The sequence below is a fragment of the Ruegeria sp. CG3 genome (assembly GCF_056537205.1).
In genome coordinates this window covers 992,031-1,004,265 of the sequence record NZ_JBQFRC010000001.1, presented here as the reverse complement: position 1 = coordinate 1,004,265, position 12,235 = coordinate 992,031, and the positions used below count along the sequence as shown (strand labels likewise).

The 12,235-nt window shown below is 61.1% G+C and carries 13 protein-coding genes and 1 tRNA gene; 4 read left to right on the top strand and 10 right to left on the bottom strand.

Annotated elements, in window-relative coordinates; translation table 11 throughout:
- The first annotated feature begins 31 nt into the window (after positions 1-31).
- Complete coding sequence (locus ACR0NB_RS05015) at positions 32-475, top strand: PaaI family thioesterase (RefSeq protein WP_480775087.1); 444 nt, start codon at positions 32-34, stop codon at positions 473-475.
- Between the two features lie 60 nt (positions 476-535).
- Here ACR0NB_RS05015 and ACR0NB_RS05010 read toward each other — a convergent pair whose 3' ends face one another.
- Positions 536-763, bottom strand: a complete 228-nt coding sequence (locus ACR0NB_RS05010; RefSeq protein ID WP_480775086.1) for a DUF1127 domain-containing protein — start codon at positions 761-763, stop codon at positions 536-538.
- A gap of 99 nt (positions 764-862) precedes the next feature.
- Between ACR0NB_RS05010 and ACR0NB_RS05005 the strand changes: the two genes are divergently transcribed.
- From ACR0NB_RS05005 to rpsI, 3 genes are all read left to right on the top strand, one after another.
- The gene (locus tag ACR0NB_RS05005) at positions 863-2,266 is read left to right on the top strand and encodes an aminotransferase-like domain-containing protein (protein ID WP_260066073.1); all 1,404 of its coding nucleotides are present in this window, start codon (positions 863-865) and stop codon (positions 2,264-2,266) included.
- 164 nt (positions 2,267-2,430) lie between these two features.
- A complete protein-coding gene (rplM, locus tag ACR0NB_RS05000; protein WP_170339225.1) occupies positions 2,431-2,889 on the top strand; it encodes a 50S ribosomal protein L13 in 459 nt (152 codons plus the stop codon).
- A gap of 6 nt (positions 2,890-2,895) precedes the next feature.
- Positions 2,896-3,381, top strand: coding sequence for a 30S ribosomal protein S9 (gene rpsI / locus ACR0NB_RS04995; protein WP_005983014.1), 486 nt, complete (start codon positions 2,896-2,898; stop codon positions 3,379-3,381).
- Between the two features lie 70 nt (positions 3,382-3,451).
- Here rpsI and ACR0NB_RS04990 read toward each other — a convergent pair whose 3' ends face one another.
- The 9 genes from ACR0NB_RS04990 to ACR0NB_RS04950 form a co-directional block, all read right to left on the bottom strand.
- Positions 3,452-4,612 (bottom strand): ABC transporter substrate-binding protein, encoded by a 1,161-nt coding sequence (locus ACR0NB_RS04990; protein WP_480775085.1) that lies wholly within the window; start codon positions 4,610-4,612, stop codon positions 3,452-3,454.
- 31 nt (positions 4,613-4,643) lie between these two features.
- The gene (locus tag ACR0NB_RS04985; RefSeq protein ID WP_480775084.1) at positions 4,644-6,530 is read right to left on the bottom strand and encodes an AMP-dependent synthetase/ligase; all 1,887 of its coding nucleotides are present in this window, start codon (positions 6,528-6,530) and stop codon (positions 4,644-4,646) included.
- 5 nt (positions 6,531-6,535) lie between these two features.
- Complete coding sequence (locus ACR0NB_RS04980) at positions 6,536-7,309, bottom strand: ABC transporter ATP-binding protein (protein WP_170339217.1); 774 nt, start codon at positions 7,307-7,309, stop codon at positions 6,536-6,538.
- Entirely contained in the window at positions 7,306-8,070 is a 765-nt protein-coding gene (locus tag ACR0NB_RS04975) for an ABC transporter ATP-binding protein (protein WP_149775121.1), read from the bottom strand. Before ACR0NB_RS04975 ends, ACR0NB_RS04980 begins: the two co-directional genes overlap by 4 nt.
- A complete protein-coding gene (locus ACR0NB_RS04970) occupies positions 8,067-9,164 on the bottom strand; it encodes a branched-chain amino acid ABC transporter permease (protein WP_480775083.1) in 1,098 nt (365 codons plus the stop codon). Before ACR0NB_RS04970 ends, ACR0NB_RS04975 begins: the two co-directional genes overlap by 4 nt.
- Before the next feature lie 4 nt (positions 9,165-9,168).
- Positions 9,169-10,044, bottom strand: a complete 876-nt coding sequence (locus ACR0NB_RS04965; RefSeq protein ID WP_005983028.1) for a branched-chain amino acid ABC transporter permease — start codon at positions 10,042-10,044, stop codon at positions 9,169-9,171.
- A 75-nt stretch (positions 10,045-10,119) separates the two neighbouring features.
- Positions 10,120-11,148: a zinc-binding dehydrogenase gene (locus tag ACR0NB_RS04960; protein WP_480775082.1), complete on the bottom strand. Its 1,029-nt coding sequence runs from the start codon at positions 11,146-11,148 to the stop codon at positions 10,120-10,122.
- 232 nt (positions 11,149-11,380) lie between these two features.
- Positions 11,381-11,899 (bottom strand): hypothetical protein, encoded by a 519-nt coding sequence (locus ACR0NB_RS04955; protein ID WP_170403158.1) that lies wholly within the window; start codon positions 11,897-11,899, stop codon positions 11,381-11,383.
- A gap of 208 nt (positions 11,900-12,107) precedes the next feature.
- A tRNA-Ser gene (locus ACR0NB_RS04950) sits at positions 12,108-12,197 on the bottom strand.
- Between the last annotated feature and the right edge of the window lie 38 nt (positions 12,198-12,235).

Sequence of the window (12,235 nt, the reverse complement as noted above, 5' to 3'; positions counted from 1 at the left end):
ACTTTAGGTCGGCAAATCGAGGAGGGGAAGCATGTCATTGGCAATGAACAAGGAAGAGCTGACGGAATATCTGGCGCAGGTCTTCCCGCAGGTGCACAAGGATTTCGTCGTCCTGGATCTGACCGACGACTCGATCCGCATGCGCCTCGTTGTCGAAGATCGGCATCTGCGTCCGGGCGGAACCGTGTCCGGGCCTTCGATGTTCGCCCTGGCCGATGTCTGTGTCTATTCAATGGTTCTGGCGCGAAAGGGTCGTCAATCCCTGGCCGTGACCACCAGCAGTTCCATGGATTTTCTGCGCAAACCTGCCGGTGGGGCCGACATGATTGCCGAGTGCAGGTTGCTGAAACTGGGGCGTACGCTGGCTGTTGGTGACGTCCTGATGTACTCGGAAGGGCAGGAGGCGCCGGTGGCACGCGCCAGCATGACCTACTCGCTGCCACCTGCCGGCTCCGCCGCAGCTGCGTTCGGATAAAAAATGCCGGGGACAAGCCCCGGCACAGGAAGAGGTCCCGTAATTGGGACTGGGGATATTCTAGCCAAGCCAGAATTGGCGGCGTGCTTCGCGGTCAGCCTCAAAGCACGTCAGCCCGACATCCTTCAGCAGACGGTCATCCAGCCTGCTCAGGTTGACGCGGCTGCGGCGCCGGCGTTCCCATTGGGTGACAGTCGCCGCAAAACGCACGGCCAACGCAGCGATCAGAGGCAGCCGGGGGCTGTCGTTCAGCAGCAAGAGGGCGGGGGTGTGCATTGCGCGTGTCATGGTAAGTATCCTTTCAAATTGTATTGACACAAAGCATAAATGTTCGGTACATTGTTGTGATACATTCAAGATTGTACTGAACGCAAAGGAAGAATTGTAATGGATACAATTTGGCCGACAGACCTGCCAAAATCCAAGGGACCAAAGTACACACTGGTCGCAGATACAATTCGAAAAGCCATCGAAAACAAGCAGCTGGAAGTCGGGGTGAAACTTCCTCCGGTGCGGGAACTGGCGTATCGATTGCAAATCACACCGGGAACGGTCGCTCGGGCTTATTCCATTCTGACCGAGGAGGGGTTGCTGCAAGCCGAGGTCGGGCGTGGTACATTCGTGGCGCCACCGAAAATGCCATTGCTGGACGATGTCTGGTCACGGCAGCTTCATCTTCGGGACGACAAGTATGACGCCAATGTCAGCCTGTTCAGCCCGCGACTGCCAGATGTCGGACAGGTGTCCCTGATACGGTCATGCCTTGCCAAGGTGGCCCAGGGGGATCCGAAGATGTTTATGAACTATCCCACCCGCGACGCTTACCTGCCTGTGCGCCAGGCGGTTGTTGATTGGCTCTCCGACTTGCCGCTGGGCGCTTTGAACGCCGATGACATCGTTCTTACGCATGGCGGACAAAGCGGACTTTGCGTCGTGTTTCAGACCGTTCTGCGCGATCCGAAACCCGTTGTTCTGGTCGAGGACCTCTCATATGCGGGATTCCGTCGCGCCGGTGAGCTGATGCGCGCCGAAGTTGTCGGTGTGAAAATGGACAAATGGGGTATCAGCCCGGACGCACTGGACCACATCCTTCGTCAAACTCGGGCGCAAGCGATTTGCGTGTCGCCCGAAGTTCAGAATCCGACCGGTGGGCATTCTCCTCTTGAACGCCGCAACGAGGTGATCGAGATCGCCCGCCGCCACGATCTGCAAATCATCGAAGACGATTGCTATCGTATGGGCGAGGCGCGCGCACCCAGCTACAGGGCTCTTGCACCTGAACGGGGCTGGCACGTGTCGTCGATTTCCAAGACCCTCACGCCCGCGTTGCGCGTGGGGTTCGCCATCGCTCCGCGGGAACGCAGCGGAGACCTGCGCCGATCGGCGGAATACGGGTATTTCGGGTTGGCGCAGCCATTGGCCGAACTGACCCGCTTGCTCCTCAGTCACCCTCAGTCCCGGCAAATGGCGCGGGATGTTCGCGCGAAGATGGGTGAATATGTACGGGTGGCCGTCAATGCACTGGGTGGCTTCAATCTGAACTGGGACCCCGACATTCCCTTTGTCTGGCTGAGCCTGCCGTCCGGCTGGCGTGCCGCAGCTTTCAGCAGGGCTGCCGAGCGTGAGGGCATTCAACTCCGATCGGCAGATGAATTCGCGCTGAGGGATGGAAGGGCGCCAAATGCCGTGCGCATTGCGATGAACGGGCATGTCTCGCTGAAGCAGTTCGAATCCGCCATGTTGCGTCTGCGCGCCTTGCTGGACAATCCGCCCGAACAAATCAGTGTTTGAGTTGGGGTAAATAGATACCTATTTTTTAAGCTGCTGTTTTTTAAACTTAAATTGGACGTTACCGTTCTTGACGTGCACTTTCGAGCCATCTAAATACCCATTCATCGAATTCGGGCCGCTCCGCCTTGGGGGCGGTCTTTCACATCAAACAGGATTGTCCTGACATGAAAACCTTCTCTGCAACACCTGCAGACATCGACAAGAAGTGGATCCTGATCGACGCCGAGGGCGTTGTTCTGGGCCGTCTTGCCTCGATCGTCGCCATGCGCCTGCGTGGCAAGCACAAGCCGTCGTTCACCCCAAACATGGACATGGGCGACAACGTCATCGTCATCAACGCCGACAAGATCCAGATGACCGGCAAGAAGCGCGACGAGCACTTCTACTGGCACACTGGCCACCCGGGCGGCATCAAGTCGCGCACCAAGCAACAGATCCTGGAAGGCGCGCACCCCGAGCGTGTGGTCTTTCAGGCCGTCAAGCGCATGCTGCCGGGCAACCGTCTGTCGCGTCAGCAGATGACCAATCTGCGCATCTATGCCGGTGCCGAGCACCCGCACGAAGCCCAGGCCCCCGAAGTTCTGGATGTCAAATCCATGAACAAGAAAAACACCCGGAGCTAATGACCGATGGCTGATCAGATCAATACTCTCGAAGAGCTGAGCGCCGTCGCAGGCGTTGAAACCGTGGCCGAAGAAGTTGTTGTGCGCGAGCCCGTGCGTGACGAGCTGGGTCGCTCCTATGCAACCGGCAAGCGTAAAGACGCTGTTGCCCGCGTCTGGATCAAGCCGGGTTCCGGCAAGGTCACCGTGAACGGCAAAGACCAGGACGTGTATTTCGCTCGCCCCGTTCTGCAGCTGATCCTGCGCCAGCCGTTCCAGGTTGCCGGTGTCGAAGGTGAATTCGACGTGGTCGCAACCGTCAAGGGCGGCGGCCTGACCGGTCAGGCCGGTGCGGTCAAGCACGGCATCTCGAAAGCGCTGCAGCTGTACGATCCCAGCCTGCGCGGCGCGCTGAAGGCAGCCGGCTTCCTGACCCGCGACAGCCGCGTTGTGGAACGGAAGAAATACGGCAAGCGCAAAGCCCGCCGTTCGTTCCAGTTCTCGAAGCGTTAATCGCTACCGAGTTTTTCAAATGCAAAGGGCTCGCAACCGCGAGCCCTTTTTTCGTTGATTTTCTCTGGCCTTACTCTTCGTAGACCATTTTCCACGCGCCGTTTTCCACCACGTTGACGTAGACCGTATCGGCGCCCTGATGGTCATCGGGGCCAAATGTCATGTGGTTGCCGACCAGTTCATCCTGATAGTCCAGCGTCTCCATTGCCGCGATAAAGCTTTCCTGGGTCAGGTCGGGGCCTGCCGCCTCCAGCGCCTTGACCATCATTTCGGCCGCGGCATAGCCCAGCATCGAAAAGCCCACCGGGTCTTCGCCGGTGGCGGCCTTGTATTCCTCGATGAAGGCCTTGGGGGCCGGTTCATCCGCGCGGGCCCACAAGTCCTGCCACGAGGCGGCGGCGTAGAAGCCGTCGGTCACGCCACCCGGCACCTGTGCCACCACGGTCAGGAAGCTGGCCGAGGTGCCCAGGAACTTCATGTCCGTCAGGCCCATCTTCTTGGCGGTACCGACCACGGTGATGGCCTGCCGCACGCCCAAGGCGATGGTGACGATGTCGCAGCCTTCTTCCTTCAGCTTGCTCAGCGAGCCCACGAAATCGGTTTCGTCAGGTTTATGAGTGGTTTCCGCGGCAAAGGTAATGCCGGCTTCCTTGGCGCCTTCCTGGCCGCCTTCCAGGATTTCCTTGCCGAAATCGGTGGGCAGATACATCGTGCAGACCTTGTCGCCGCCGAATTCCTGCGCCAGATATTTCACGCCCACGCGCGCCTGGTCGTAATAGCTGGAAAACGAGGTGAACTTGTTCTTCATCGGCTCCTGCAGCATCTGCCGCGCGGCCGACAGGGGGGCGACGTTGGGGATGCCTTTGGGATCCAGCAGTTTGAACCCGGCCAGGTTCATCGGCGTGCCCAGCGATTGCAGCATCGCAAATACCTTGTCGCGGTTCAGCAGCTTGTTGTAGCCCTGCATCGCACGCGGCATCTGGTATCCGTTGTCCTCGACCACATAGCGGATCTTGCGGCCATGCACGCCGCCATTGGCGTTGACCCGGTCGAACACCACGTTCGCGCCCTTGGTGGCCGGAACCCCCACGGCGGCGAAAATGCCGCTGAGGTCATTGACCGACCCGATGACGATTTCGTCGTCGGTCACGCCTTGCGTTTCGGCCCAGCCCACCGAGGCCAGGGCGGAGAGGGCGGTTGCCGCCGCCAGCCGTCTGATTGCTTTGGTCATGTGTCTTCCTCCCTTGGGATTGATCCCTGTTCTATTTGTACATGTCTTCAATGAGATGCGCGTGTTTCTTTTCCACCAGGCTGCGTTTCAGTTTCATGGTCGCGGTCAGTTCGTCGTCTTCGGCGGTCAAAAGAACGTCGATCAGACGGAAATCCTTGATCTGCTCGACCCGCGCGAATTCCTTGTTCACCGCCGCCACTTCGGCACCGATCAGTTCGCGCACCTCGGCTGCAGCGCAGAGCGAGGCGAAGTTCGAAAACGGCACCTTGCGGTCCTGCGCGAACTTCTCGACGTTTTCCTGATCGATCATCACCAGCGCCGTCAGGTACTTGCGGCGGTCGCCGATGATCACCGCGTCCGAGATGTAATGCGAGAACTTCAACCGGCTTTCGATCTCGGCCGGGGTGATGTTCTTGCCGCCGGCGGTGATGATGATGTCTTTGAGGCGGCCGGTGATGGTGACATAGCCGTCCGCGTCCACGTGCCCCATATCGCCGGTGCGCAGCCAGCCATCGGCGGTGAAGGTCTCGGCGGTTTTGGCATTGTTGCGCCAATAGCCCTGGAACACGTTCAGGCCGCGGATCTGGATTTCGCCCTCGTCCGAGATACGCAGGTCGATCCCCGGTGCGGGCTTGCCGATGGTACCGATGTGGTTGGCCTCGGGCGTGTTCAGCGTGGCGATGCCCGAGGTCTCGGTCATGCCGAAGCCCTCGACCAGCGGCACGCCGATGGCCCAGTACCATTTCAGCAGCTCGGGCGAGATCGGGGCCGCGCCCGACCCGCCGCGCCGCAGCCGGTCCATGCCCAGCATCCGGCGCAGGTTGCGCAGCACCAGCCGGTCCCACAGCCAGAAATTCGCGGCCACCGCCGGCGGCACCGGTCTGCCCTGCAGGATGTATTCGGCACGCTTCATCCCGGCCTTCAGCGCCATGCCAAAGGCGGCGCGCCCGGCCGGGGTGGCCTCTTGCGCCATGATCAGCACCTGCGAATAGATTTTCTCCCACACGCGCGGGACGGCGGTGAAGGTCGAGGGCGACACTTCCTGCAGGTTGGCAAAGACCGTTTCGGGGCTTTCGGCGAAGTTCACCGTGCATTTCGAAGCCAGCGGGAAATAAATCGACACGTCGCGTTCAAGGATATGACACAGCGGCAAAAAGCAAAGCTGTTCGTCCGTTTCCAGAGCGGGCAGGCAGCGAGCGCCGCATTCGATCGCGGCCATGATGTTTTCGTTGCTCAGCATCGCGCCCTTGGGCATGCCGGTGGTGCCCGAGGTATAGATCAGCAGCGCCGTATCCTGCGGCGTGGCCAGCGCGATTTCAGCGTCGAAGCGGCCCGGTTCTTCGCGCTCGGCCGCGCGGCCGAGCGCGTAAAGATCCTCGATCATCATGCAGCGGGGATGGGCCAGGTCGTGCAAGCCTTCGTCTTCAAGGATGATGACCTTCAACAGGCCGGGCACCTCGTCTTCGATGTCCAGGAATTTGTCCAGCTGCTCTTCGTCTTCGACGATCAGAAAGCGGCTGTCGCTGTCATTGACCAGGTATTTCAGCTGGCTGGCGGAATCGGTGGTGTAGACGCCCGACGCGATGCCGCCGACGCATTGGATGCCCAGATCGAACCACGCCCATTCCTTGCGGTCCTCGGACAGGATCGAGACGACCTCGCCGCGTTGCAGCCCCAGCTTGCGCAGCGCCAGCCCGATCAACTTGGCGTGCTGCCAGTAGTCGGCCCAGGAATAGGATTTCCAGATGCCCAGATCCTTTTCCCGATGCGCGGTGCGGTCGCCCAGGGCGGCGCAGCGTTTCTGGAACAGCTCGGGGATGGTTACGCAGCCATCGACCCGCACGGGGCGCTGGCCGGGGGTGGCGTTGAACTGGACGCCGTTGATGGTGGTCTGCGGGGGCAGGGTGGTCATGTTCATCCGGCTCACCTCCACGTCTTCTTGCGTTTCCAGCGGCGGTTTTCCCGCGCGCCTTCCTCCTGCACGCCCAGATAGAAGTTCTGGATGTCCTCGGATCGCATCAGCACGTCGGCGGGGCCGTCCATCACGATGCGCCCGACCTCCATGACATAGCCATGATCGGCCAGTTCCAGCGCGGCGTTGGCGTTCTGCTCGACCAGCATCATGGTCATGTTCTGCTCGTCATTCAGGCGTTTGAGGATGCCGAAGATCTCTTGGACCAGCAGCGGCGACAGGCCCAGCGAGGGTTCATCCAGCAGCATGATGCGCGGGTTGGCCATCAGGCCGCGGCCGATGGCCAGCATCTGCTGCTGCCCGCCCGACAGGGTGCCGGCCTCTTGATTTCGGCGTTCCTTCAGAACCGGGAAGTAGGAAAACACCAACTCGCGGTCGCGCTCGATCTGGGCCTTGTCATGCAGGGTATAGGCCCCCAGGCTGAGGTTCTCGTTCACCGTCAACAACGGGAACACCTCGCGCCCCTCGGGCACATGCACGATGCCCTTTTGGACGATCTTGTGCGGCTCCAGCCCCTGGATTTCCTCGCCGTCGAAGGTGATCGTGCCCTTTTCCGGGTCCATCACACCCGAAACGGTCTTCATCAGCGTCGTCTTGCCCGCCCCGTTGGCGCCCAGGATCGAGACGATCTGGCCCGGGCGCACGTCCAGCGACACACCGCGGATCGCCATGATCGGGCCATAGAAGCTTTCGATGTTGCGGATGCTCAGGATCGGTGCGCTCATGAGGCTTTCCCCAGATAGGCTTCGACGACGGCGGGGTGCGATTGCACCTGCGCCGGTGTCCCAAGGGCCAGTTTCGCCCCATCGGCCATAGCCAGCACCCGGTCAGACACGCCCGAGACCAGCCCCATGTCATGTTCGACCATCAGCACCGTGATCCCCATCTGCCGCCGGATGTCGTCGATCCACCAGCGCATGTCGGTTGTTTCCTCGACCGACAGCCCCGAAGCCGGTTCATCCAGCAGCAGCAGCTTGGGGTCGGTGGCCAGCGCGCGCGCGACCTCGACAACCTTGCGCACGCCGTAGGGAAGCCCGGCGATCATCTTGTCGCGATAGGCCTGCAGATCGAGGAAATCGATGATCTCTTCGACCTTCTCGCGGTTCTCCAGCTCTTGCCGGCGGGCCGAGGGGGTAAAGAACACCTCGGACAGCAGATTGGTACGCCGGTGGCGGTGCCGCCCGACCAGCAGGTTCTGCAACACGGTTGCATGTTCGAACAGCTCGATGTTCTGGAAGGTCCGCGCAACTCCATAGGCGGCCACACCCGAGGGCTTGACCTGAAGCAGATCGTGCCCGTCGAACCGGATCTGGCCCGCGTATGGGTCGTAGAAACGCGAGATCAGGTTGAACACCGTGGATTTGCCCGCCCCGTTCGGGCCGACGATGGCAAAGACCTCGCCTTCTTCGACCGAAAAGGACAGATCGTTCACCGCCGTCAGGCCACCGAATTTCAGGGTGACGTTCTCGAATTCCAGCAGGCTCATCTCAGGCGCTCCGTCTTGAGATAGGATTTCTGCCGCTTGAACATGTCCTTACGGTAGAAGGGGAACAGCTCGAACCAGGTGCGGATTTTCAGCCAGCGGCCATAGATGCCCATCGGCTCGAACAGGATGAACCCGATCAGGATCATGCCGAAGATGCCGAATTCCAGCCCCGGAATGGCGACGGTTCCGCCACCGAAAAGGGCGCCTGCGTATTCCTTGGCGATCGACAGGAACTGCGGCAGAAACCCGATGACGATGGCGCCCAGAAACGCGCCGTGGATCGAGCCCAGCCCGCCGATCACGATCATCATCAGCAGCTGGATCGAGATCACAACGCTGAAGGTTTCGTTGTTGAAGGCCCCGGCATACAGGCCCATCAGCGCCCCCGCCCATCCAGTCACGGCGCAGGACAATGCGAAAGACACGGTCTTGGTGCGCGCGATGTCGATGCCCATCGCCTGCGCGGACACTTCCGAGTCGCGCACCGCGATGAAGCTGCGCCCCAGCGGCGTACGCAGAAGGTTGATGTAGCCCAGCGTGACCAGAACCGTGACGGCCAGAACCAGCCAGTAGAACTGCTCGGGCGTGCCCCAGCGATCGACCAGATGGCCGAATATCTCGACCCCGCCCATGTATTTGCCCGCCACGCCGCCGGTGATCGGTTCGGCCAGAACGATGAGGTCGTCCATCAGGATCGACAGGGCCAGGGTGAAGATCGCCAGATAGATGCCGTGCAGCCGTAGGGCAGGGATGGCGACCGTGACCCCGGCGATACCGGTCAGGATGCCGGCCAGCGGAAAGGCCACCAGAAACGGCACGCCGGACTCGATCAGGATCACGTTTGCATAACAGCCAAAGGCCAGAAACGCCGCGTGGCCCAGGCTGGCCTGGCCGGTATGCCCTGTTAGGATCATCAGACCCAGCCCGGCGATGGCCCAGATCAGAACGTTGGTCAACTCTCCCAGATAGAACGCGTCCAGCCACCACGGCGCGGCAATGACCACCACCAGCAGGATCAGGTAGAGCGACAGTTGGTATCCGTCCTTCCACGGGCGGATGTCCTGCATGTAGTCGGTTTTGAAAACGATCCTCATGCGCTCAGACCTTCTTGACCCGGACCTGGCTGAACAGGCCGTGCGGACGGAAGATCAGCACCGCCAGCAACAGCGCATAGGGCGCGATCTGGCTGTAGCCCGCAGCGATGTAGCGGCTGGCGAAGGGTTCGATCACGCCGACGATCAGACCGCCCGCCAAGGCTCCGGGCAGGCTGCCAAACCCGCCGATGACCGCGGCCGCAAACGCCTTGATTCCCAGCAGCCCGGTGGTCGGATCGACCGAACCCTTGGCGGCGAACAGGATGCCCGCGATCCCGGCCACGACGCCGGCCAGACCCCAGATGAAACCCTGAACACGCTTGACCGGCACCCCCATGTAATAGGCCGCCAACTGGTTCTGCGAGGCGCCCTGCATTGCCAGCCCCAGCTTGGTCTTGCTGAAAAACACATACAGCCCCCAGGTCAGCAACACGGTCACGACGATGACCGCCACGTCCTCCATCCCCAGAACTAGGCCGCCAAAGCGGACCTCCTTGCCGGCAAGCGGGTTTTCCAGCGTCTGCGGCTCGTGACCCCAGATCAGCCCGGCGACAAAGCGGATCACGAAGCCCAGGGCGATGGTCAGGATGACCACGGCGGTCTGGCTTTCCCCGAACAGGCGGCGGATGATCAGCCGGTCCAGCAGATACCCCAGCGCGCCCATGATCCCCAGCGAGATGGGCAGGGCCAGCCAGAAGGGCAGGCCCATGTATTCGGTGTTGGTCAGCCCGATGGTGACGAAGGCGCCCAGCATCATGAAATCGCCCTGGGCGAAGTTCACGGCCTCGGTCGCCTTGTAGATCAACACGAAGCCAAGCGCGATCAGGCCGTAGACACAGCCATTCGCCAGCCCGCTGATCAGCAGCTGTGCGTTGTCCAAATTCTCCTCCCCATGCCGGTTTGCCCGGCGTCCTGACGCCCCGGATCTCCTCCAATCACCGGGGCGCCTGTTCTACTATGGCGTGATTATTACCTTACCGTCACTCTTTTTCAGTGCAACTGCCAGATCGGAAACGATTTTGTTCAGCGGGACATGCGCCGAGACATCCGTTTTCCACCGTCCGTCCGCAAAGCGGGCCTGCACCTCGGCAACCGCGCGCATCTGCTCTTCGGGCGGAGTGGACATCATCCATTTGGTCAGCCAGAAGCCCTCGATCCGTTTGCTCATAAAGATCAGCTGGCCCATCTGGGTCAGCTTCGGAGGCTCGCTGCTGAGTTTGCCATAAGACACCCAGCGCGCGCCGTTGGGCATGGCGCAGAAGACCTGCTCGGACAGCTGATCCGAGACCGCATCCAAAAACACCCGCGGCTTGAGCTGTGCGCTGATGGCAGCAAACTTGGAGACGGCATCGTCTTCGGTGGTTACGATGACCTCGGCCGCTCCGTGGCTTTTGAGCAGTTCGACCGTTTCAGGGCGCCGCACCATCGCAATCGGCTTCAGGCCAAGGTCTCGGCCCAGCCCGCACATCAGCTTGCCCAACTGGCTGGTGGCCGCGGAAACGACAAAGGCCTCTCCTTCGGAACGCGCGATCTCAACCATTGCCATCGCGGTCAGCGGATTGACGATCTGTGCGGCACCGTCATCGTCCGATATCTCGGGCCGTAAAGGAATGCACATCTGCGCCTGTGTCAGGGCATACTCGGCCCATGCGCCGGACCCGGAGGCGACGAAGGCGACCCTTTGCCCCTTCAGCGCTTCAGCGCCCGCGCCGGTGGCGACGACGTCCCCGCACCCTTCGAAACCGGCCGGTGCACCTTTGACCCGCGGCTGACCGTACTCACCTTTGATGAAATGGAGGTCTGAGGGGTTCACCGATGCGGTGCGCAATTTGATCAGCACCTGGCCAGGGCCAGGCGTGGGCACCGGGATCTCGGCATTCTCAACCCAGTCGGCGGCGTCCTCGATCGCCGGGCCCGTGGCGGTACCCGAGTATCCGTCAAATTTCTGGATCACGGCAAACATGGATTTGGGGAGGTCAGTCATTCTTTTTCCTTTGTTTCCGACATTTTCAAGCAAACGGGTCGATCCGAGTGCGCGCCCCGGGGCAGGGCGCACCGATGCCGACAATAGGTCGTCCCGACTTGATGCGACTGGTTGAGCCAAGCCAAACAAATGGCACCGGGCACGTCAATCGACCACAGGGTTAACGTTGGGGAATTGGGAAGCCGGTGCAGGTGTGACAAGGCCGGACAATTGCCGGCCTTGTCGAATGATCTTATTGCGTCAACAGGTTGCGCAGTTCCTGGATCTTGAGCGCAGCCGTTTCCGGCGCTTCCTTGATGCCATCGAGGATCTTGATCACCTGGTCCTGGATTTCCTGGCTCAGCTGGCTGTTTTTCACGGATTCAACCATCGCGTCATAGTCGAACTGCTCGGCCGACAGCATGCCTTCGTCAACCCAGGTATTCAGCAACTCCTGCCCTTGGGCAGTGAGGGCTGCAACCTGATCGCCTGCCTGGTTGGCCAGATCCGTGGCTGTCTGACCGGCTTGCTCGGCTGCTTCACCGGCCTGTTCGACGGCGGCCGAGGCTGCGTCACCCGCTTGCTGCGTGGCCGTCGACAAAGCCTCGCTGGCAGCTTCCTGGGCTGCGGTTGCGGCCTCGCCAACGGCCTCGCCGGCTTCTTTGGCGGCAGATTGCAGTTTCTCGGCCGGGGTGGGCTCGGGCTGATTCAGGTAGAAATACGCGCCGGCACCCAATCCGGCGATGATAATCAGGATGATAATGCGGGACATTGGGGTCTCCTTTTCGGATGTGTGCCGCTGATGTGGGGAGAAACTACCTGAGATCAAAGGGGAAATCCCAAAGATTCGGCGCATGTTCGGGGTTTGGGCCACTCGGCGCTGATCAGTCAGACGATCGGCGGCAACAACACGCCACCGGCGAAAATGCACGCTTGCAACCATCAGGCGAACAAGAAAGGGGGGAATCATTGGGAAGTAGTGGCGGAGAGACAGGGATTCGAACCCTGGGTGGGCTTGCACCCACAACGGTTTTCGAGACCGCCCCGTTCGACCACTCCGGCACCTCTCCGCGGGGGTCTGTGAGGGGGGGATTTAGTTGTGATCGCC

Bases quoted from the DNA above. Each gene is read 5' to 3' on its own strand.
- rpsI (WP_005983014.1), top strand. From the start codon at position 2,896: ATGGCTGATCAGATCAATACTCTCGAAGAGCTGAGCGCCGTCGCAGGC.
- ACR0NB_RS04985 (WP_480775084.1), bottom strand. From the start codon at position 6,530: ATGAACATGACCACCCTGCCCCCGCAGACCACCATCAACGGCGTCCAG.
- ACR0NB_RS04980 (WP_170339217.1), bottom strand. From the start codon at position 7,309: ATGAGCGCACCGATCCTGAGCATCCGCAACATCGAAAGCTTCTATGGC.
- rplM (WP_170339225.1), top strand. From the start codon at position 2,431: ATGAAAACCTTCTCTGCAACACCTGCAGACATCGACAAGAAGTGGATC.
- ACR0NB_RS04960 (WP_480775082.1), bottom strand. From the start codon at position 11,148: ATGACTGACCTCCCCAAATCCATGTTTGCCGTGATCCAGAAATTTGAC.
- ACR0NB_RS04970 (WP_480775083.1), bottom strand. From the start codon at position 9,164: ATGAGGATCGTTTTCAAAACCGACTACATGCAGGACATCCGCCCGTGG.
- ACR0NB_RS05005 (WP_260066073.1), top strand. From the start codon at position 863: ATGGATACAATTTGGCCGACAGACCTGCCAAAATCCAAGGGACCAAAG.
- ACR0NB_RS05015 (WP_480775087.1), top strand. From the start codon at position 32: ATGTCATTGGCAATGAACAAGGAAGAGCTGACGGAATATCTGGCGCAG.
- ACR0NB_RS04955 (WP_170403158.1), bottom strand. From the start codon at position 11,899: ATGTCCCGCATTATCATCCTGATTATCATCGCCGGATTGGGTGCCGGC.
- ACR0NB_RS04975 (WP_149775121.1), bottom strand. From the start codon at position 8,070: ATGAGCCTGCTGGAATTCGAGAACGTCACCCTGAAATTCGGTGGCCTG.
- ACR0NB_RS04990 (WP_480775085.1), bottom strand. From the start codon at position 4,612: ATGACCAAAGCAATCAGACGGCTGGCGGCGGCAACCGCCCTCTCCGCC.
- ACR0NB_RS05010 (WP_480775086.1), bottom strand. From the start codon at position 763: ATGACACGCGCAATGCACACCCCCGCCCTCTTGCTGCTGAACGACAGC.